At 52.3% G+C, this 22,579-nt stretch carries 13 protein-coding genes; 4 read left to right on the forward strand and 9 right to left on the reverse strand.

The features are described from left to right. Window positions 1-274: 274 nt before the first annotated feature. Entirely contained in the window at window positions 275-3,112 is a 2,838-nt protein-coding gene (locus EKM85_RS01920) for a glycoside hydrolase family 2 TIM barrel-domain containing protein (protein ID WP_125584589.1), read from the reverse strand. Window positions 3,113-3,346: 234 nt separating this feature from the next. On the opposite strand from EKM85_RS01920, the gene EKM85_RS01925 reads away from it, so the two are divergent. Next, window positions 3,347-3,577, forward strand: a complete 231-nt coding sequence (locus EKM85_RS01925; protein WP_125584590.1) for a hypothetical protein — start codon at window positions 3,347-3,349, stop codon at window positions 3,575-3,577. 107 nt (window positions 3,578-3,684) lie between these two features. Here EKM85_RS01925 and EKM85_RS01930 read toward each other — a convergent pair whose 3' ends face one another. From EKM85_RS01930 to apf, 3 genes are all read right to left on the reverse strand, one after another. Next, window positions 3,685-6,891, reverse strand: coding sequence for a DEAD/DEAH box helicase (locus EKM85_RS01930; protein WP_125584591.1), 3,207 nt, complete (start codon window positions 6,889-6,891; stop codon window positions 3,685-3,687). A 144-nt stretch (window positions 6,892-7,035) separates the two neighbouring features. Next, window positions 7,036-7,755 (reverse strand): class I SAM-dependent methyltransferase, encoded by a 720-nt coding sequence (locus EKM85_RS01935; RefSeq protein WP_125584592.1) that lies wholly within the window; start codon window positions 7,753-7,755, stop codon window positions 7,036-7,038. A 258-nt stretch (window positions 7,756-8,013) separates the two neighbouring features. Continuing rightward, window positions 8,014-8,871: an aggregation-promoting factor gene (gene apf, locus EKM85_RS01940; protein ID WP_164510634.1), complete on the reverse strand. Its 858-nt coding sequence runs from the start codon at window positions 8,869-8,871 to the stop codon at window positions 8,014-8,016. Window positions 8,872-9,314: 443 nt separating this feature from the next. Between apf and EKM85_RS01945 the strand changes: the two genes are divergently transcribed. Then, the gene (locus EKM85_RS01945; RefSeq protein WP_125584594.1) at window positions 9,315-9,569 is read left to right on the forward strand and encodes a hypothetical protein; all 255 of its coding nucleotides are present in this window, start codon (window positions 9,315-9,317) and stop codon (window positions 9,567-9,569) included. Window positions 9,570-10,278: 709 nt separating this feature from the next. Here EKM85_RS01945 and EKM85_RS01950 read toward each other — a convergent pair. Genes EKM85_RS01950 through pglZ form a run of 4 tightly spaced genes read right to left on the reverse strand, consistent with a single transcriptional unit; the run spans window position 10,279 to window position 17,340 of the window. After that, on the reverse strand, window positions 10,279-10,653 hold the full coding sequence (locus EKM85_RS01950) for an ASCH domain-containing protein (RefSeq protein WP_164510635.1): 375 nt from the start codon (window positions 10,651-10,653) through the stop codon (window positions 10,279-10,281). Between the two features lie 47 nt (window positions 10,654-10,700). Beyond that, window positions 10,701-12,767 (reverse strand): DUF262 domain-containing protein, encoded by a 2,067-nt coding sequence (locus EKM85_RS01955; RefSeq protein WP_125584596.1) that lies wholly within the window; start codon window positions 12,765-12,767, stop codon window positions 10,701-10,703. A gap of 18 nt (window positions 12,768-12,785) precedes the next feature. Then, the gene (brxL, locus tag EKM85_RS01960; RefSeq protein WP_225418914.1) at window positions 12,786-14,834 is read right to left on the reverse strand and encodes a protease Lon-related BREX system protein BrxL; all 2,049 of its coding nucleotides are present in this window, start codon (window positions 14,832-14,834) and stop codon (window positions 12,786-12,788) included. Next, the gene (pglZ, locus tag EKM85_RS01965; protein WP_125584597.1) at window positions 14,824-17,340 is read right to left on the reverse strand and encodes a BREX-1 system phosphatase PglZ type A; all 2,517 of its coding nucleotides are present in this window, start codon (window positions 17,338-17,340) and stop codon (window positions 14,824-14,826) included. Before pglZ ends, brxL begins: the two co-directional genes overlap by 11 nt. Before the next feature lie 163 nt (window positions 17,341-17,503). Between pglZ and EKM85_RS01970 the strand changes: the two genes are divergently transcribed. Next, window positions 17,504-18,274 carry a hypothetical protein gene (locus EKM85_RS01970; protein ID WP_125584598.1) on the forward strand — a complete coding sequence of 257 codons (771 nt, stop codon included), beginning with the start codon at window positions 17,504-17,506 and terminating at the stop codon, window positions 18,272-18,274. A gap of 17 nt (window positions 18,275-18,291) precedes the next feature. Then, on the forward strand, window positions 18,292-19,371 hold the full coding sequence (locus EKM85_RS01975) for a tyrosine-type recombinase/integrase (protein WP_125584599.1): 1,080 nt from the start codon (window positions 18,292-18,294) through the stop codon (window positions 19,369-19,371). Window positions 19,372-19,433: 62 nt separating this feature from the next. On the opposite strand, the gene pglX is transcribed toward EKM85_RS01975, so the two are convergent. Beyond that, complete coding sequence (gene pglX / locus EKM85_RS01980) at window positions 19,434-22,487, reverse strand: BREX-1 system adenine-specific DNA-methyltransferase PglX (RefSeq protein ID WP_125584600.1); 3,054 nt, start codon at window positions 22,485-22,487, stop codon at window positions 19,434-19,436. Between the last annotated feature and the right edge of the window lie 92 nt (window positions 22,488-22,579).

Genomic DNA, 22,579 nt, shown 5'->3' on the forward strand with positions numbered 1-22,579 from the left:
TAGCCGTTCTCCTAAAAACGCTTTTCTCCACTCTCTGGTTTTTGGGCAGCCCCTCGGTGGTCCATTTAACTATCTGCGTTCGACGACACTCACAGCTTCGGTCGCTCTCTGGGCGTGCACAATAGTCTTGATCTCCACCTCATCGGTTTATGGACGTGCTTATTTGATTAGCTCTTATACTAATCACATTCTCATCTTGCGTCAATGGTTTTCACATAATTAATTTGGCGAAACCATGAAAATTTCTGCTGGCGTTCGCGCAAAAATGTCGCCATTAATACTGCAGATTCAACGTCACGGTGAAGTCGAAAGGATCCGTGTACAGCCGATACCGCGGCAGTGGCAGCGGCCCGCAGCTGTTGCTGCCTAGGGCCTGAACGCGCGCATCCAGGCGCACCTGGTCTGAAGACTGGTTGCCCAGCGGTTGACCATCCCCACCGACCACGTTCAAATTAAACGGGGTCAGCCCCGCCACATGCAGACTCGGGCCAGTTGCAGTGGTAATGGTCGCCCAGCGCACGCCCATGCGGTTCCCGGCTTCCTGCGGCACCACATACGGAAAGCCCCACTGGTCGCGGTTGAGCTGATAGTGGCCCAGCGGTGCGGCATCCAGGCTGTCTGGATAGCTCTCACCAAGGCCGCGGCCGAACCAGTCAACGGTTCGGACGGTCGTGGTCAGCGGCAGCTGGTACCCAATGCGGGGCACCTCAGTGGGCTTTTCACCGTCGAACCAGCCTCTGGTGCGGATCGTGACCCCGGCCGCACCGACCCACAGCGTGACCGCCAGCTCGATGCCCCAGTTGATAGCTGGTGGCGCGATGCGTTGCCGAATCGCCACCATCACCGTGTCATCGTTTTGGGTCATCTGAATGCTTTCACAGCGTGCGAATAGCGTCGCAATGCGTTCCTTTTGCCGCTCGGCCACGACGTTCATGTCATTGCTGATCGGCAGGCGGTCCAGCGTCAGCGCCATGTCTCCTGCCAAAACCTTCTGATCATCTTGGCTGAGCTGCGTGATATTGCCAGTGCCGCGGTCAACCGTCACGGTCAGCGGCCCCCGGGTAATGGTCACGGCCGCCGGCGTCTGACTGACCGTAGCCGCAGCATCAGGCTGGGCCGGCAAGCCTTGATAGGCCACCTGCTGAGACGCCAGCTGTGCCCCGGTCTCAAACACGCCCTGGACGGTGGTCGTCTCGATCGCCAAATTGAGCATGGCATCGACGCCGCCAGCTTCTGGCAGCTCCAGGGAGAGGACTGGGCTCAGCGCGCCCGGTGCGAGCGCAGGCAGTGCGATTTGGCCGCCTGCCACCTTTTCCCCTGTGACCTCAAGTTGCCAGCGTAGCACTAAATCACGAGTCGTTTGATAATGGTACAGGCTTTTGACCACCACATGGTTTTGCGCCACGAAAAACTGGAATGGCTGGATGACGTGCTCGTATTCCAGCAGCCCAGGCGACGGCACCCGGTCCGGCCGCACCAGCCCATCGATGCAGAACGTCCCGTCGTTGACCGGCTCGCCGAACGCGCCGCCCCAGACGTACTGTGGGCCAGCTGGCGTGGCCTGCTTCAGGCCGTGGTCCTTCCACTCCCAGATGAAGCCGCCTTGGACGCTCTTGTACAACCGGAAAACGTCCTGGTAATCCTGCAGACTGCCGGCACCATTGCCCATCGCGTGGCCGTACTCACAGAGAATGTGCGGCTTTTGATGCGTCAGCTTCACGGCGCGTTTTTCGATGTCTTCGACCGGCGTGTACATTGTCGAATACATGTCGGCCACTTCAGTCTTCCGGTCGCCTTCGTAGTGGATCAGGCGGCTGACGTCAAGCTTGCGGATCGCGGCTGCTTCGGCCACGTGGTTCTCCCCAAAATCACTTTCGTTGCCCAACGACCAGATGACGATGCACGGGTGGTTGAAGTCGCGGTGCACCATGCGCTCGGCGCGGCTAACGAACTCGCCCTGCCAGTATGGATCATCCGTCGGCATTTCAGTGACGTACATGCCGTGGGTCTCAAGGTCGCATTCGTCGATCACCAGCAGCCCAAGTTCGTCGCACACATCGTAAAAATACGGTGTGTTGGGGTAATGCGAGGTCCGGATGGCATTGATGCCGGCGCGCTTGATCTGCGTGACTTCACTTAGAATGTATTCCTGCGTCAAGGCCCGGCCCGTTTCCGGATTGAACTCGTGGCGGTTGACACCGTTAAACAGCACCGGCTCCCCGTTGAGGCAGATCTGATCATCGATCATCTCGACTTGGCGCAGGCCAAAGCGCATCGGCACCAATGCCCCGGCCGCGTCATCCGCGACGACCAGCGTGTATAGATTCGGCGTCTCGTCTGTCCACTCCCGCGGCGCCGAAATCGGGATTGTGGTGGTACCAGTCGGCAGTGCCGCTTCAGCAACCGGTTGGCCGGCAAAATAGACCTTGCCCCTCAAGTGAGCGTTGGCCTCAGCCTGCACCGCCACCGCGATCTGCCATTGCCCCTCTTGATACTGCGGCGTGATCTGCAGATCATTCAGTCCGCCTTCATCAATGATCGTCACATCGCGAAAAATGCCGCTCAGCCACCACTGGTCCTGATCCTCGAGAAACGAGTACTCTGACCATTTTTCCACCTGCACCGCGATCGTGTTTTCACCCGGCTTCAGCAGGTCGGTCACGTCGAATTCGGTCATCAGCCGACTGCCGTGGCCATCCCCGACTAACTGGCCGTTGAGCCAGACCGTAAACGTCGAATCCACCCCATCAAAGCGCAGAACCTGGCGCGCCAGCTGCGGGGTGCAGCTGAACCGGCGATAATACAGACCCGTCGGATTGTTCGCTGGCGCGGCCGCTGGATCCACCGGAATCGGCAAACTGATATTGGTGTAATTCGGCTTGCCGTACCCTTGCAGTTCCATGTGCCCCGGCACCTTGATGGTCTGCCAGTCAATGGCATCGTAATCGCCAGCCCTGAACGCCGCGGGCACCTCGCGCGGCGACTGCAGGTAGCAGAACTGCCAGGTGCCATTTAACGAATGGACAAATGGCGAGGCCCCCTCCTTGTACGTTAGGGCCGTCGCCAACTCGTCGTAGGCGAAAAACCGAGTCCGTGGTGGTAATTTGCGCATAATATTACCTCCACTAGAAACCGCAATTGACCGATTGCCGTCAGTATAGCGCGTTTAACCAGCGATGGCAGCGTCAACAATACAATGCAGTGAGATCAATCCCCGCTGGCCCCGGTGCCGTTCACGCGACTAGCGCCAGCCCACTCGCATATAATTAATAGTGAAGAACTGAGCACTTTCCTGCACGACAGGCTTCACCGATGCAATTACCCCATCAGAAAGGATACGAACACAATGCGAGCCGATAAATTCAAACCACATTACGAGGTCCGGTTGGCCTTTCTAGGCATGCGCAGTGAACCGACCGGCGTGGCCACCTACTACCCCTTAGAGCCGGGCGATGAGCTCCTGGTCGAAACCGGGCCCGGTGGCAGCAAGAGCAATGGCGCCTTTGTCAACTGCAGCCGCTACGGCCGCATCCGCGTGTGCAGCCAAAATATTGTCTCGCGGTGTCAACGCATCTGAGTGGTGGCGCGGCCCTTGGCACTAAGCCGCCACCACCGACATCAATGCGCCGCGCATCGAAAAGACGATTGCCGTTAAGCCGGCAATCGTCTTTTTTCACCTGCCGATTATCCTTCTGACGCGCTGATCCCCAGGATCTGCCGGATCTCCGCATCGCTCAGCATGGCCTTGTTCTCGGCCCCGCTGAGGATCTGATCGACCAAGTCGCGCTTTTGCGCCTGCAGCCTGACGATCTGCTCCTCGATGGTGCCCTTCGTGATCAGCCGGTACACGTCGACCTGGTGGTGCTGGCCGATGCGGTGCGCCCGCGCGATCGCCTGGTCCTCCACGGCCGGATTCCACCACAGGTCGACCAGGATCACCATGTCGGCGGCAGTCAGGTTCAGCCCGGTGCTCCCCGCCTTCAGCGAAATTAGGAAGAATTGGCGCTCACCGGCGTTGAACGCATCGACCATCGCCAGCCGCTGCTTCGGCGCCGTGGCCCCTTCAAGCAGAAAGTGCGGCAGCTGCAGTTCGGCCATTCGGGACTCGATCCTCGCCAGCATCCCCGTGAACTGGGAAAAAATCAGCACGCGCCGGCCGTTCGCCGCAGCCTCGGCCACGAGGTCCTCAAGCTGATCCATCTTCCCGGACCCGCCGCGGTACCCATCGACGTACAGCGCCGGCGTGTCGCACAGCTGGCGCAGGCGCGTGAGCCCGGCCAGGATCGCCAGCTTGTTTTTGACCAGGCCCTGGCTGGACAGGCCGCGCACCTTGACCTGCATCTGCTCGAGCTGGGCGAGGTACACCGTCTTCTGGGCCTTGGTCATCTCGTTGGTCAGATTGCTTTCGACCAGCGGCGGCAGGTCCTTCAGCACGGTCTTCTTCTCCCGCCGCAGGATGAACGGCGCCACCCGCAGCGCGACCTCATCGGGGGCCATCTGCGCGAAGACCTGCTTGCTCGGCAGCAGGCCCGGCAGCACCAGCGCAAAAATGGCCCACAGCTCATCGGTGCGGTTCTCGATCGGCGTGCCGGACAGGGCGTACGTCGCGCGCGGCTTCAGCTTGCGCAAACTCTGGTGGGTCTTGGTCGCGCTGTTTTTGACGAACTGGGCCTCGTCCAGCACCAGGTAGTTCAGCGGCCGCTTGGCGTACTCGGCGGCGTCGCGCTGCACACTATTGTACGAGGCGATCAAGATGTCGTAGTCGCTCGCTGCGATCAGCGCCGTGCGCTCGGCCTTGGTGCCGTCGACCACCGCCACGCGCAGTGCCGGCGCGAACTTCGCACACTCCGCCTGCCAGTTGTACAGCAGGGAGGCCGGGGCGACGATCAGGCTTGGCTGCCCGGCGTGCAGGTGATGCGTCAAAAAGGCGATCATCTCCAGCGTCTTGCCCAGCCCCATCTCGTCGGCCAAAATGCCGCCAAACCCGTGCGCGTTCAGCATCTCCAGCCACTGCACCCCGGCCACCTGGTACGGCCGCAGCTGGGCCGCCACAGCCAGCGGATTGTCACTTTTAAACTGCTCCGGGTGCGTCAGGTCCTGGGCCAGGTGCTTGACCTGGTCGGCGAAGTCCGCGCTTGGCCCCAGCGCTGCTTGGACGGCAAGGGTCTGGGCGGCCGGCACTAGGGCCTGGCCGTGATGCAGCGGACCGTGGCGCAGGCTGGTCAGCGCCTTGGCCACGCGGCGCAGCGGCTCGTCCACAATGACCAGCGAGCCGTCCGCGCGCGTCAGGTACGGCCGCGCCACGTCGATCTGGTTCAGCATCTGATCGACCTCACCGGCCTCAACGCCCTTCAGGGAAAACGAGATCGCCAGCAGCCCGGCTTGTTCACTGACCGCCACTTGCGGCGCCAGCGCCTTGCCGTCCTGGACCAGCGCGGCCAGGCTCGGGCTGACCGTCACGCTGCCGTTCTCCCGCAGGTTCGGCAGCAGCTGCTGGTAAAAGTCGTACAGCGTGTCCGCGTCCGGCACCGCCAGCCGCCACGTCGTTTTGCTCGGCTTGAAGCCCAAACTGGTCAAGTACTCGCGCGCCTGGCGCTCCTTGACCGTGTCCCGCGGCTGATTGAGCGTGAGCGGCGCGCCGGCTGCGACCTCATTGCCGGCGTAATCAAACGACAGCGCCAGCGTGATCGTTCTCAGCTCGCGGTCCAGCGCAAAATGCGGCGTCATCGCCGGCGCCGCCACCAGTGCCGCGCCGACCACCACGCCAATTTTGGCAAAGGCCTGCGCCAGGGTCCGCACCGCCGCGGTCTCCTCGGTGGTGAAAGCCAGCTGCTGGCGGCTGGTCAGGTCGCTCACCGCGCTTTGCGGCTCCCCCACCAGCTGGTGGATCGCCTGCATCTGCGCGGCGGTCAGCTGATAGCAGTGGTCCTCATGCAGCAGCATCCGGTCGCGCGGCATGATCAGCCCCGCATCGGCTTCAAGCGTCACCCGAAACCCCTCGCGCTGCTGCGTGATCGTCATCTGAAAAAGCCCGGCCGCCGGGGTGAACGGCGCAATGATCACCTGGGGAAACGAGCGGTCGCGATACGGCGTAAACTCAAAATGGGCCAGCTGATCAAACGCGCCGGCCTGCTTGGCCAAACTCCCCGGCGCCAAAATCAGCTCGCGGGCCGCCGCGGCGTTATTCACGGCGCGGTCCTTGGGCCCCTCCGCGTGATACGCCTGCGCCATCGCGTCCAGCAGCGCGCGCTCGGGCGCCGCAAACGCGGTGTGGGCCAGCACGTAGCTGGCCTTGCCGTTGGTCGCAAACCGGGCCTCGGCTTCGTAGGCGTCAAAGAACCGCCCCAGATCGGAAACCACGTAGAAATGGCCGCCGCCTTCTCGCGCCGCAATGTGCAGTTCAATGAAAAAGCGCAGCTCAAGCGCCCAGCTGGCCGTCTCGACGCTGGCCACGCCCAGCGTCACCTGGAGGGCCAGCGGCACCGCAGTGCTGGTTGGCCCGTGGAACAGCGGCGCGGCTTCGATCGCCCGCGCCTGCAAGAAGCGCTGACCGCTGGACTGCTGCCGGGGCTTAGCCGGCGCCCACCGGAAGACTTCTTGGCGCACCGGCATGTCGCCCGCTTCGATCACGGCTTCGACATCCTTATTTTGATCGCGAAAATAAAGCTCAACGGCCGCAATATGCTTGCAGTACCCGTGGCCCGGAAAATACGGGCAGCTGCAATAATCCTCCGCCGCGTCCTCACCCAAAATAACCGTATACGGCTCGGTCCCGTATACGGTTGCTTCAATTTCTTGGCCTTGATCGATCGCCGTGATCGCGACGTTGCCGCCCCGCACGATCTTCTCGCCGCGTGACCACATAATACTTGGCATCTTTCGTCTCGCCATGTGTTCGCCCCTTCAGTATTGGTACCTAGAGTTTACCATACGCGCCGGCCGGCAGCGCCCGGCTGCCGAAGCTGCAACTTGCGGCGCGGCCACCCCCTTGAACCGCCAAAGGGGCCCCACTCGCCGCCCCGGCAGCCGCGTTGCCTAGGCTTTTTGGCCGCGCACGATCAGCATCATCGGCGCGCGCGTCCAGGGCTGGTTTTCGGCAATGTCCGCCTCGCTGCCCCGCGGCTCGCTGATCCCGGTGAGCGTCAGCCCGCTTGCCAGCAGACTGTTCATGATGGTCGCCAGCGTATGGTGGTACTTGGGCACCTGCTGGCCAAGAAAGGTCGTCTTGCGCAGGCCCTCGTCAAAATAGCGATCGACCGGCCACACCTTGCGGCCATCCGCAGTGGCCACCCACTGCTCGTGCCCTTCCGCGGTGAACAGCGGGTGCTCAATGGTAAACAGCACCGTGCCGCCTGGGCTGAGCATGGTCGTCACGCGCGCCATCAAACCGGTGAGGTCTTGGACATAATGGAACGCCAGCGAGCTCAGCACCACGTCGAAGCTGCCGGCGGGCCGCTCAAAAGTGGCGAGATCAGCCAGCTCATAGGTGATCTTGGCACTGGCCGTCCGGGCCTTGGCCGCGGCAAGCATCCGCTGCGAGCTGTCGATGCCAAGGACGCTGGCAGCGCCGTGGGCCGCCGCGTACCGGCAGTGCCACCCGTAGCCGCAGCCCAGATCCAGCACCCGCTGCCCGGTGAGCGGCGGCAGCAGCCGCTGGAAGTCCGGCCACTCGCCGGCGCTTTTAAGCCCATCGCGGCTGCGCGGCATCTTGGCATACGCATCGAAGAAGTTTGGATCATCATAGCTATTTGTCATTTTGTTTCTCCCCCGGTCAATTGAGCCAAAAACGCCCGCTTGCTTGGATCAGACGCGCACGCGCTTCCCCGCTGCTATAAGTCCGGCCCTTTCGTCATGCGTTCAGTATAGCACCGCAATCTTCCTCCTTCCCGGGCGCTGAGTGAGCGCCCGGCCGCGTCGTTGACCCGCATCAACTGCGATCCACCCGCAGGGCTAACGCTGGGGCCAAAAAAGCCGGCACGCAACCGCGTCCCGGCAATCTCAACTTTTATACGATTAGTACCAGCCGTGGGCATTCGAGTGGGCCAGCGCCTTGGACCAGCTGCCGTAACGACCGGCAACGTACTGATCAGCGACCCGTTCCTGGTTCGCGGCTGAGTAGTCGCCCTTCAGGTAGGAAGAAGTCAGTTGATACTTGCCGATGTACTGACCGTTGCGCGCGGTGTAAGAGCCACCGGATTCGCGCTGGGCGATCGCGGCCTTCGCTGCGGCTTCACTGCCGCTAGCGGTACTGCGGTACGTCGCACTCGGCCGGGCCGGCTGCGCCTTGGGGGCAACGTACTTCGGTGCGGCAGCCTTAGGGGCCGTGTACCTCGGCGCACTGTAAGGCTGGGACGTCGTGGTCTGCGAGGCCACGTCAGGCTTAGAGGCAGCGGCTTTCGGCGCGGTATAAGTCTTTGGCGCAGAAGCTGTCTTCGGTGCGCTGTAGCGCTGCGCCGCGGCCGAAGCAGCGCTAACCGGCGCCGCGGCCCGCTGAGCGGAGGCGGCGACTGGCGCACCGGCCAGCTTCAGGCTTTGGCCGACGATCAGCAGGTTCGCGTTTTGGATGTGATTCAGGATGATCAAGGTCGATTGGCTGACGCCGGTGCTGGCGGCGATGCCTGATAGCGTGTCGCCGGCCTTAACCGTGTAGTCATTCGTTGCGGTTGCTGCTGGGGCGGCGGCCGGCGCGGACGCGTTCAAGATCAACTTCTGGCCGACCAGGATCAGGTGCTTGTTGGCCAGCTTATTGCCGGTCGCCAATTGGTCGACGCTCGTGTGATGGGCTGCGGCAATCGCAGAGAGGGTGTCACCCGCCTTTACCACGTACTCGCCTGTGGTAGCGGCGCTGACAGAATTGGTTTGGCCCAACACTACTGCCGTGCTTAATGCTGCTGCCGTTGTAAAGAGCCATGCTAAATGTGAGTTTTTGATATTAATCACTCCTATGTGTTTGTCCAGTAACGATTCAACACTGACTATACTAGCCGGTCGAGGTCACAGCGCGAACACAGCAGCATTACAAATATCGAATGATTTGTATCATTGTAATCTTCTTGTCGTATAACACGTGTCGTAATATACACTGTAAACCATTTCGCGGTGGCGCTTGCCTGCGCGTTTAGGAAGAGATTCCATTGCTTTGGCACCGCTACATTCGCCGGTATCGATTAGACGACGCCACCCCTGACCCGTCCTATAATGACGGAGAACATAGCGCGCTCATTTGGCCCCAAAAAGGGCAAAATGAGCCCGAAAATGACCAAATTTAGCCAAAAAGCGACCATTTTCACGACTAATCAGGGGGGGTTAAATTGATGGCAAAAAAAGAACCAAACTACGAAGTTTTGCTCGGTTTTGCGGGCATTTTTGTCAGTTCTACCGGCGTGGAGACCTACTGCCCCCTGCAGCCCGGCGACCAGCTGCGCGTGGAATGCGGCCCGGGCGGCGTCCGCACTAACGGCGCCATCGTCAGCTCCCGCCGCTACGGCCGGATCCGCGTGAACAGCCAAGACCTGGTGGCGCGGTGTCAGCGGATCACCTTCCCCAAGATGAACCGCTCGCCGCAGTGAAGCGGCACGAGCGAATAGCCCTTGTGCCACCAGCCTCAGCAGCGCCAGCCGGCCCGCGCGTCGGCTGGCGCTTTTTTGGTTGGCGTCGCCCTGCCGCCTCGAACGTCGCGGGCGGCGGCTGACCGCGGCGGGGTGCTTCTGCTCGGCCACCCTCACGATGGGCGACGGTCCGCCTTTCACCGTGCGTCGCGCCGAGGCGGCGTCCATTTGATGCGGGCGAAGGTTTTCGAGCTCCCGCGAGATTCTCGAGGCCAAACGCCGATTTTCGAAATTTGACACACGACCTATCAAAATATTGGCGCGCCCGATTTTGCCATTGTTACTGCCCCAAGGGTTGGCAAAGACGGGCCAAATATGAAGCCCAAATTGGCGCGTCATATTTACCCGGCCAGCGGAACTCCTTGAGCCGCAAGGAATAGCGCGACTCGCCGCGCCAATTTGAAAATTTGTCGTGTGTCATTTTTGGGAAATCGGCATTTTGAGGCATTTTTGCAGCGAACTCTCGCAAAAGTCGCGCCTCACCGATTGGGGCGGCCCAGCCGCCCATCACCGTGACGGGAGGCAATCTGTCGGTTCACCCGGCCCAGGCGATCAAGGGCTCCCAATCTCGCAAGGACAAAAAGAAGACCGGCTGATCGTTTGACCAGCCAGTCTCTGTGTTTAGCAGCACCGCACACTTCTCCTCACGAGCAGCAGTCGCCCGCGAAATCTAGACGTACAACGGATCCCAATATTTTTTGATCCACGCCTCTGATTCCTCTGTCGTCTCGTCATCCCCATTATCCTTGATGATCAGGTCATCATCGACATTGAACAAATGCTGGCGACCTTTGACCGGAAATGGTCGAATGTAGTACCCGTCTTGGCCAAACTTCCACTCGAAACTCTTTGGCCCCAGCGGAATGACGTCAACGATCTGGACGAAACACAGCGCATGCCCTGGCATCGTCCCAGGAATCCGCTGCGCCGTGGAACAGATGAGCAGATCACCGCGATGCTTCGTATTCCAGCTTCTGAACTCGCTGGTCTTTTCACCAGTCAAGATATCAATGACATAGTCTGATCGAATCGAGAGTGCCTTCATGATCACCATTCCTCTCGGACTTATCTGTCAACTACAACATAGATGCTTTATCTTACAGCATCGCGTTCATCACTATGACTATCCCCCAGCTGAAACTGTAAGTCATCATATGAAACATGCAGAAAATCAAATAACTGCATCAAGGTATGCATCTTCATCCAGGTAGAGGTTGAAGTATTTAAGTAAACTCCGTCCCGAAGCTCAGAGTAACCTTCTTCTTGCTGAGATTTGAAGGCATTAGTGAGCATCGATCCTTTGCCAGTAGCGTCTTGTATAACCAAGTTGTTAATTTGCTCCGGATATTCATCATAAAGATCAGATACAACCTCAATTAGCATATCCTTCCAAACTGTCTTCGAACGATAGGCGTCTGTCTGGAACGTGTAGCCAACAATTTTCTTGCCAGTATACTCAAAATTTGGATCGAACGGTTGAAGGTCATGAGTCTGGATCGGATCGTGATAATCAGTATGTAAAGAAGGAAAGATGGATAACATCCGCTCAGTCAGCTCAGATGTCCTGTTCTCTATTTCTTCCCTGTTCCAATGATCGTATTGCACTATCTCCCTTGTAATTCCAAGATGACTATTCATATAGAACATTTTCTTTCTTTCAAAGGAAAAGTTTTGCATCTCAGGGTTATAGCCAGTGAGCGTCAGATTGCCTAATGAATTAATATATTGACGATAAACATCAAGATAGTCTTGGCCTAGTTCTTGTTTCCATTGTGCATTTAAAGTTTGGGGCATGATGTGTTCAATACTCAGCTTTTTCTGCTCAAGGCCTTCAAAAACATCGACAACCTCTTTGTGATTATAATTCTCTAGCCGTTCAAAAAGGAAGCTTCTCACGCCCGGCTTAAGACGATAGATGTCCCTTTCACCCAATTTTTCTTTGAATTCGACATCATCAGGAAAACGTCCAGAATCTGCTTTATGCTTCAAAATTGCGGCCAGCACGGAAACATAATTATACTCAGGCTTTAACCGTCGCATGACATCTCGATGAAGCGTTGCAAAAATCTTATTTAACGCATTAGTGGGGACCTCCACAATGGTGCGCCTAAAAAGATAATTTTCAGTGATTAGAAGTACGTCTTTAAAATCAGCCAAACGCAACTTACCGGCCTTGACGTCAGCAAGAAAGCCGAGATAAAAAGGATACTGCGAGGTAATCTGCAAATAACTGTCACGCCGCATGATCGCGTTAATCTCAGCATCTTCTGAGCTACAGCTTAGAATCATTTCGTAATTGTTAGCGTACATCAGTAATTCTTCAAACAGTTCGCGCTTATCAGAATAGCGCTGTATATAATATTTGAAGTCAAAATAAATACGATTGTTATTAGGCACACGGCCAAGCTTATTAGTCAGCCAATACTTAATTAATGGAGTGACATCATACTGACTCTTTTGCTCGATTGGGCTCCAGTATCTCTCAAAGTATTCCGTTTGCTTAGAATAGTCCTCATTCATAAGCAAGAGGTTCCGGACCTTATCAGCGTCCGTCAAATCAAGGCCAGTTGAGTTTATACTTTCAAAGATTAACTGAGGGTCATCATCACTTTGCAAGCTTAACTGCATGACATCAAGCTTCTCAATTGCGTGCAATAACCCGTCAAACGTGATTGACATTGTAGAGATTGCATTAAAGAAGTATTCATAATTTGTAGTCATATTTGAGGGACGTTCAAAGTCTTCTGGTGACTCATACAACTTTTTGTAGTGCTCAAGGTCGCGCTTTATTGGCTTTAATTTAAAGTGACTGTTTTTATCCGAGAACTTATTGTATAGGTACGTCTCATAGATTTCGTCAGCGCGCATTTGATTACCAGCCAACAAGAAATGTGTTCTTAATGCTAAAAGTAGTAGCGTGACACTAGTCAATCTCTGCTGACCATCGATTACAATAACTTCTTGGCCGTCCTCAGTCTGGGTAACAATGCTGCCAAAGAAATGTGACTTCTTTCCGGTCTGCGCCATCCCGAGAAGATCTTGGAACATCTTCTCAATATTTTCTCGTCCCCAGTCGTAATTACGCTGGTAGACCGGTATCTCCAGAATCTTATTTTTCCCGTCAATTATGTCAAGTAGCGGCTTCACTTCACCCTTCAAGCTACTTCCTCCTAGTCCTTACACTAATCCAAAGGCTTTAAACGCGGCCTCTTCGACAGTCTGATACGTCACCCATGTAAAGGCTCCAAAGAGATCAGCTGGCACCTCACTCATCTGTGACATTGCAGAGGACGGCAGCAGCACACTCTTCGCCCCACTATCCTTGGCAACCTGCAAGGTATCAGCAAGGTTCGTAATCTTGTCAATTGACCCACCGACAGTCATATCGCCAAGCACAACCATGCTATCGAGCGTGGATCGACCCACCGAGATTGAAATCAACGAAATGTAGGTAGCCAATGCCATATGTTCGCTAATACCGTTGCCGTTAAGATTGGAAATCTGCACAACATAGTTATGTTTTTTAGGCATGATCCGTTGATCGATATCTGCGTAATGGCTTTCTAGACGATGCATTGCAGTATCCATACCTTCGCGCGTACCTCGGTTATAGCCGACCCCGGCCTTTTCCAACTTACCATTGCCTGGCATTTGCTGAGACTCCAGCTTGAATAAGCTTAGTCGCCCTGAGTCATCGTACTGAATCGTGTAGACATAGCCCGGTTTCTCAGTACCTGTTGGAATGAGCGTGGCTGATCCCTGTTCTGGCACAGTGACGAACTTCTCCTCGCCTGATTCTCGGTCAATGTAAGAGAAGTTAACGTCGTAGAATTCCATCCCACCAATCTTTTTAAGCTGCTCTTTAACGCGACGACGCATCTCAAGCGCAAACCGAAGTACTTCTTCGAGGTTATCCTTGGTGAACTGACCGTCTGGAAATAATAGCTTGATCATCCCCGACACCGTCTTACGCACCGCAATCGTGTCTCGCTGATTAAGTTGAGGACCGAGTGTAAAGAACTCCTCAATCACATCTCCATACCCTGTCTTACGCAGTTCACGCATTACTTCGGCCATATAATCAGTAATAAGGCCGTAACCCTTAGTGAAAAAAGCAGGCTTATACTTGGGAATCTCCCAGCCGGGTAAGTATGCGTGAATACGATCCAAGAATGCCGTATCGATACCCATCTCCGGTGGAAACGGCTCAAATAAATTCGAAGTCCGAAGCAACACATCAACACTCTGGTTAATATTGCCAACGAATACCATCCCTGCAGATGCCTGAACTTCCGTCCGCCCGCGGACAAATGAACCCGATGCCATATAGTCCTTCATGATCTGAATGCCGTCTTGATCCTTGAAGTTGATCCCCGCGACCTCATCAAATGCGACAACATCCCACATGCCGACCAATCCCACCTCATGACGAGCCATGTTATAAAAGAGATTGGCAACCGTGGTCTGACCACCTGAAACCAGAATCGTGTTCGGCGACAACTCTTTGTACACATGGGACTTGCCAGTGCCACGCGGCCCCAATTCAACCAGGTTGTAATTGTTCTCAACAAAAGGAATCAAACGCGCAATCAGCAATAATTTGACACGTTTATCAAACTGATCCGGCTCCATCCCAATGGTTCGCAACAGCAAATCGAGCCACTCATCGGTAGTGAAGTGCTTACGCGCGTCCTTGATCTCTTGCATGTCTATCGAAGGCACCTGCACTGGCATCAGCGAGTCAATGATAAAGTGATCTTCGCTCTCATGATCATAGCTCAGCCGCACAATTGACCAAATGCCACCAACTAGTAAACGTTCATATTTTTTAGGAAACTGCTCATCAACTGGCACGCCTTCAAGATTTAAATTGCTGAAACTAGCCTCGTAGCGATCCAGCTTTTCGTTCAACTTAACCGTGACAGTATCAATCACAGTATACGACCCATTTTCACGGATCTTAGACTTCACCTTCTCAGCTTCGTCCTGACGAACATAATTGTTGGCAAGTGTCTTCTTGACGTTTTCGACACCACGTTCAATTGTGACTGGATCTGAACCATTCGCATACTGGCCAAGCAAAAATTCCAGCACGTAGGTTGGGACATTTGCCCCTTCCTTAATTCGGGTAGTCAGGTCCTTCCGCACAAAACGGCCAGGAAAAAAATCTTCCAGTTTATCTAACAGTGCATTCTGTTCGGTTTGCTTTTCTTCATCAGATGTCAAAGCCAAACCCCCCTTGGATAACAATGTCCATTTGATAATCCGAAGAATACTCAACATCGGTTTCGTCATTATGCAGGATCAAGTGGTAGGTCTTTCCGTTTTCAAAAGTCTGCTCAGTGAGCGTTAACCGAATATTTTTGATTCTGGCAGTGGGGTCCTGATCCACAATATCAGCGACAAATGGTGTGACGCCGGAAATCTTACGGTGCTGATCATCGGCAAAGAAGATCGAATAATGTGCCAGCTTGGTGACATCGCTAATCGCCTCATCCTGCATGACCCTGACAGTCATCTGGCGAGAAGTGATGCGACGACTGGAGCTCACATCGTGAATCTTGGCGCTAACCGCCTGAGAACGGCCTTTACGTAGTTTGATGTTGAGCACTGGCACCAACATTTCTTGAGCAGAAGCGCCACCGTGGACATAGTTCTGGCTTGCACCAGGGGCTCTGAAAATATTGAAGTTAGTCGGGTAATCCACGTAGGTTTGGTCATCATTACCCAAAAGATCCCCAAGCCGTTGATAACCCACCCCAGTGAGGTGAATTGGCGTCTTACTGAACGCGTAACGTTGTTCTTTTTTATCTGTGTCGAAGTCACTGATATCAGTTTTGTTGGCCTCGTCGATCGGCGCCCAACGGTATATGAACCCGTGATCGGCGGTGACTAAAATGTTACTTACACTGAGATTTCGCAGATATTCGATAGTTCGACTCAACGTGCCAATCGTGTGATCAACTGCTTTGAACACACTACTCTCCGTCTTGGCGCTTTCGCCAGTAACATCGATTTCGTTGTGATAAAGATAGACAATTTGTTGGCCGGTAAGCAGTGCCCTCCGTTCTACTGTATTCATATCCAGAAACTTGGAAACCTGGATGGCTTGACTGGCGGGATTTTCTGCCTGCAGAACTTCTCGACGCTTGTCCACATTATCAACGTTCTGGTCGTCGACGGTCACATTTTTTTCACCATGATACGCAAGGTGATGATTTGGCAGCAATGCCGCCATCCCAAAGTAAGTCACAGAGGGCAAGCCCGTAACCATCCAGTCCATCTTGGTTTCAAACTTATCTTGCCGATCTAACTTAGCCTGCAGTTCCCTCGCTGCTTCGAAGCGGAAGGCATCCGAAATAATCACAACGGTCCTTTGCTGTTCCGAAGTGACAAAGTTGGAATAAAAACGGCGCTGCTGGTGAGAAGGTACGATGGCCTGCGGAGAATACACCTTATTCCAGAAACGAACCGAATGAGCGAGGTAATCATTTAGATAGGCATTCTCGACCTTGGAACGTAACCCTTCAACCAGTTCAATCTGATCAGGGTCAACATTCATTAGGCTGACCACAAATTCACGGTACGTCGTGTCGATCCGATAATCATGCGAAGTGTAATCGTTAATCATGTCGTCGAGACTTTCAGTGTTACCTTTGACGTGAAAGCCCAGTAAGGTGACTGCCGCCAACTCAATTTGATAGAGCTTACCGAACTTCTCGTGATAAGCCATCTTGCCACGAAGGCTAATCGCCTCTTTGAGCGTCATATTCCCCACCCGAACCGCGATATCGTCATCTAGCAAACGAGCTGTCATCCACTGAACAATCAAAACGTCGATCTGTGGAAAAGCGTCAATCTTAATTAGCTGTGAGATATCCAGCCGTTTGAATTGACTCTCAGCATGAACGAATTGCCAGACGTCCATTGCAATTCTGGACAGGTCAGCCTTGACATCGATCATATTGCGACTATTCTGCACAAAAGAAATGGCGTTGTTAGCCACGTTCAGTTGGTAATCAACAAAGGTGCTCGGCAAATCGAGCTGGGCCTCATCATAAGCAAAATTCAACAGAATGGCTGTCATTAACCCCCGAAGCGTTGGTTTTGCCTTCGTATATCCATATGCTTGCGCAACGAAGGCCCAGAACGCTTCTAGCAAGTCATACTTCGCAAACAACTGCAGAATGGCATTATCAGCCTCCAATGAGCCATTATGTAGTACCGCACGCAAGACAGCGTTAAGTCTCACTTCATCAGCTTTTGATAAGACAGCAAGCACTGTCATGCTAGGGTCATCGCCCTGTCGATACAGCTTCTGAAATTTCTCCTTGCGTTCCTTGCTGCCAAAGAATTGTACCTGGCTTTCCAGCCAGGCCTTCTGTGCGGATGGCAAGCCCAACTCATTCAGGAGCATCAAGGTAGCATCGGCAGTATAAGTTTTGGAAAAGCGAAGAAAATCAGCCAGGAAATTTAGCTTCAATTCCGGCATTGGCGCTGGTGAATAAACGAGCGCACTCTCACCGTTCTTCTGAAGTTCTAGAAGCTTCAACTTCGTCTTAAACTGCTCATCAGGCGCCATACGAATGATAGACTGATCAAGCCGCTGCTCTAGATCATCAATGTTGTCTTCAAAATCTCCCTGATCGTCATACCAGAAGACAAAATGATTGCTGGGTGTGAACATTCCCTTAAGCGCTTCCGTGATCTGGTCAAGATTCAAATCTGCCATTCCGTACTTATCCCCATTCTGCGTTGAAACTGCCGATTATTTACTACTCCTAGTATACCCAAGGGAGAACTTTCTTACTACATTCGTCTTCAACTAACGAGCTAACCAAGCGAACTTTGGAAAGATTCCGGGGAGTCCCATCGCCTACTGGGCGAGTTCGAATTTGATACATGATTTTGAAATTGGTGAACCTCTTTCTGAGGTGGCTGAGCCAAAGGTTGGATTGCAAACCGACAATAATGCTTTATTTCTTAGACGGTGGTTTGAGGTCAATTACTACGAAATAAAATTTGACGCCCAAGATGGCACAAGTGCTTTTAAATCGGGATTAAAATGGTTTCCCTACAACAAAGGCGGATCTTATAGAAAATGGTATGGAAACTATGATTATGTTATTAACTGGAGGAATGGTGGCCAAGAGATAATTGAACTAGCTACAAAGAAATATAAGAATGCATCTCGTACCGTTAAGAATGTTAGATATTACTTTCGTGAAGCGATTACGTGGTCATTGATCACTAGTGGTGGGTTTAGCATGCGATTTCGAGAACCTGGCAGTATTCATGATGTTTCAGGAATGTCCGCTTTTTCTGACTCACACGAAAATCTGTTGCTAATCATGGCAGTGATGAACAGTAAGGTCGGTAATTACGTGCTGAAAATGCTAAATCCAACCATCAATCTTCAGGTCGGAAATTTTTCATCATTTCCAGTTGTAGCAGTGTCTAGCGACGACATTGGCCCGGTCTTAAAGATGACCAGGATGTCCGTAGAGATTGCAAAAGACGATTGGAATGTAGACGAACATTCCTGGGGATTTAATTGTCTTCAGCTAATGGATCATATCGCTGAGCATCCACTCTCACATCCGCAAAAAGTCGCGCATTATGGTCCTTATGTGCCAAATTTGCGCCAACTTTTTAGAAAAATATGAATGGAGAGTGGAAATCTATGGTTAGTTATCGGAAACGTGGGGAAGTATGGCAGTACGAGATCTCGTATAAAGACAGGGATGGCCAGTATAAGAAACTGCGTAGATCCGGCTTTCGTCTAAAAAGCGATGCGGAGTTGGCGGCCAGCAAGGTTCGGACCGACTTCGTTGATGTTCGACAATATCGCAATGCAGAATTATCTCTGGCGGATTTCTTCGAACGCTGGCTCAAGCTTTACAAATCAGGCTCGGTAAGCGACATCACCCTAAGAAAATATACCAATACCTTGAAACATATCCGCCAGATTTTCGGAGACATCAAGCTTAAAGATCTCAGCCGTTCCTTATACCAAGATCGCATTAACTATTTTGCACAAACTCACGCAGTTCGCACAGTCTCGACATTTCATAAGCAAATTAGAGCAGCCTTGTTAGATGCTCTAGACGAGCACGTCATCATCTTTGACCCTACGCGCAAGACCGTCATCACTGGAAAATCTGTTCAGCCAAAGAGAAAAGCACTCGATTACGAGGACTGGCAGAAGTTAATCCATAATCTGGATTCAAAAGATCAAGATAATTTGATTATCTACATCGCAGCTGTGACAGGAATGCGCTACGCTGAAATTCTCGGCATTACACCTGCCGACCTTGATTTGTCCTCGGGGTTATTGCGGATCAACAAAACTTGGGATTATAAATATCGTACCGGATTTAAGAAGACCAAGAATCGAGCCTCCATCCGGACTATCCCCTTGGATTCGAAAACAACAAGAATACTCAATGACTATATTCTAGATCACAGCGTAGCTCAGAATACCCCACTGTTCTTAACAGATGGTGTCGCACCAGTCTCAGCTCGAATAAACAAGGTTCTCACCGAAAAACTAAACCAACTTGGGCTACCAAGAATCACTTTTCACGGCCTGAGGCATACCCACGCCTCAGTTCTATTATATCAGGGCGTCAGCGTCCTTTCTGTATCAAAGCGTTTAGGACATAGCAACATCACTACTACGCAGTCCACATATTTACATATCATTAAGGAATTGGAAGAACAGGACAACGATAAAATCATCAACATTTTGAATACCCTGTAAATTGGCACTTTTCTTGGCACAAATAAGGGTCACGACGCAGCTATCGTGACCCTTTTTAAATTCTATTTGAGAGGTGTAAAAAGCTTCTCACCCGCTTGTGCCTTTGGATAATTTGCAACGACGCCATCGTCTAAATCCAACGAAATGTGGAGATTCGCGACGTGTTGAAGGGACGCATCATATTTGGTAACCTCAGCAATCTGCTTGTCTAACTTGTCCAGTCGACGCTGCAACATGCTTTGCTCTCGGGTACCAGCCTCCTGATTCTTCATCTGCTGGAGTGATTCTCTCTTTCGACTGTATGCTTCCTGAAGTGGATGTAGATATGAAGTCCTGATCATTGCCATCGTGTTTTCATCATACCGATGCAGATACATCAGCGCCTTAAAACCACCCTGTTTGCCGGAGTTTAACTCCCAGTATATAGGCCGTTTCTGATATGTGGAAAGATGATCCTTCTTGAAAAAGTCTTCGATGAAGTAGTGACGAATCTGCTCTTCTGGTGTCTCACCCTTCTTATTAAGTTGAGTTGCAATGTAACTCAGATTCTCTGAAAGGTGATCCTCGCCAAATGTAGCGATCAAAAACTCCTTTAACCGATTAATGATATCTCGACTGTCACCAAAATAATCATCGTCAGTGAGAACAATCACATCATCCTGGTTTGGCTGGTATGTCTTATACTTGCTGGAATCCCAGTCTCCTCCAGCAAAAGCCAAACCAGGCGTATCAATCGAGTAACGGCCAAAAGTGACGCCGATAAAGTAGGACAAGAAAGACCGAATGTCTCGTTCTAGATCCGCATGTCTAACCGAAACGTCAGCGTCCTCGACTTCCGGACTAAGCTCGTCTTGAAGACCGTACAGATCAATGAAAATCCGATTCAACTCTTCCTCGTTAGCTTTCAATTGATCAAAGCGATCGGCAGCTTCTTTCTCCCAGGTTTTATACGCGGCTTCAACCGTCCAATTTCGGTGATGCTCAGCGATATTAGGTAGTAGAGTCTGGAACTTAAAATTCCAAGAAGACTCGCTTTCGTTCCAGTCAGCAGCACATAAGGATATATTTTGAGCTACTAATTTCTCAATTCGATCAACTTCTTTTGTGCTATCCAGAATTGGTAAGGCATTAATAGCTGCTGAGCCACTATTAATCGTAGGATTCAGCATTGGCAATACCAAACTGACAATCTTAGAATTTAAAAAGGCGAGAAGAGGCAAAGAATAGTTAAAAATATTATACGCGGCATGATCAAATATCAACCCGCCGTCCTGAAGTCGAAACGAGGGCTGACCAGACGTGATTGCAGACCACGTAATCGCTTCACGAAAGTAATAATTTGTATTTTGTGGGCGTGATCTTAGTTTCCCTCGGCTATCAGTGAAGTGTTTAATATCATACCCATCCCGTGCCCAATTCACAACATAATCATAGTTGCCATACCATTTCCGGTAAGAACCACCTTTGTTGTAGGGGAACCATTTTAATCCTGACTTTAAGGCAGATATACCATCCTGAGCGTCAAATTTTATTTCAGCGCGATTCACTTCAAACCACTGTCTGAGAAACAAATCATTATTTCCTGTTTGCAAGCCAACTCTGGGCTCAGCAGCTTCTGAAAGAGGCTTACCGACTTCAAAATCATGTATCAAATTCGAACTCGCCCAGTAAGCAATCGGGCTCCCCGGCATCTTCCCAAAGTTCGCTTGGTTAGACCGATAGACGTATGAAATCTGCGGGTTTTCAACTGCCTTTAGATAAGCTGCCTCTTTCTTCTGCTGTGAATCAAAATCAACCAAACGTTCATATCTGCCTTCGAAATCAGGCAACATCTGATTCCGAAGAACGAAAGCGACTGATTGGACAACCTCTCCGCCAATCTCTTCGAATGCTCGAGTCCCTAGATGTGCCAAATTGACAATTGTCTCTTGCTTAAGCAACGCTCTCAGCTTCTCGAAGCTTGACAAGAACATCCACTGATGTTGAGTGATCATTGCGTAGTAGCCGTGTGAAACTGTCAGATTCTTTAGCCGCTCCATAAACACAGCAAACAAATCAGCCTTTGAGTTTGAATAGTCCTTTTTAACGAAATTGGAGAGTGACTTTGGCATCTTACCCGATCCCATATATGGTGGATTCGTAACTGCAATCTCGTATTCTCCATCAAGAAGAGTCAGAGCATGTATTGCATTATCTAACTGGCCAAGAAGTGTCTGACGATGAACGTCACTCAAATTCAGCTGAGAGTGATCAGTTTCAGAAACCTGCAGCTTACCTAATGAAGCATAGTCGATCTGTTGGTCTTTCAGCGAGATCAGCGACCCCAGCTCATTGCCATCCCGGAATAGCTTAGCAATAGCCAAGAGCTGAGGCTTAAGATCAGGCACATTGGTACCCTGGACTAGCAATGCAATATCATCTTCGCTCCAGTCAAATTGCGGCACGTCGATCACGTTGATCTTTTGATCTGCATTTAAGATGTGCCGATCGTACTGTCGAGCTTTCATCATCAGGGAGAAGTATGTCAGCTGGAAGGCACGCGTATCGACATCGACTCCGTAAAGATTTTTTTCGAGAATCAGCTTGGCCGCCTGACGTTGTGTGTATCCTTCAGAGCGGTATAGCTGCATAAAGACGTCAAACGCATAAACCAAGATATGACCAGACCCTGAGGCGGGATCGACGAACCTAATACCGGTAACATCCAGATCCTTTAACGAGACATTGCATTTAGCAATCTTAACTTGCACCGATTCAGGCTGTTCAGCGTCCGCCATGAAAAAGTGCCAATCAAAGGAATCAGCAATCTCGCTGGCGGTTCGCTGATCGCCGGCCGCAATCAGGTGATTAATCCAGTATCGACCTAGAGAATTTTCCACTAGATACTTAACGATCCAATCGGGGGTGAACAGCTGCGTCACTGCTGGAATGTCGGCTTGGCTGTACTTTCTCTTCTTGAAAGCAACGTCCTTGGGTTCTTGATTGTAGTACTGATAAAGCCAGCCGATTACCTCAACTTGGCCACCGGCAGTGACATCGAAGTCCGCCTCTAGAATATCCGTAGTTAGCTCTTTGATAACCCCCTTCTGATAACTAGGAGTGAAAAGCAACTGCAAGTAGTCATCCGTGCGCAAAAAACTATCTGAGGGCGCCGCTCTGCTTTGCCCTCGTAATCATGATATGAAACAGCCGCCATCGCCGATATAAT

Origin of the sequence: Lacticaseibacillus jixianensis, assembly GCF_003946485.1 — a bacterium.
Lineage (GTDB): Bacteria > Bacillota > Bacilli > Lactobacillales > Lactobacillaceae > Lacticaseibacillus > Lacticaseibacillus jixianensis.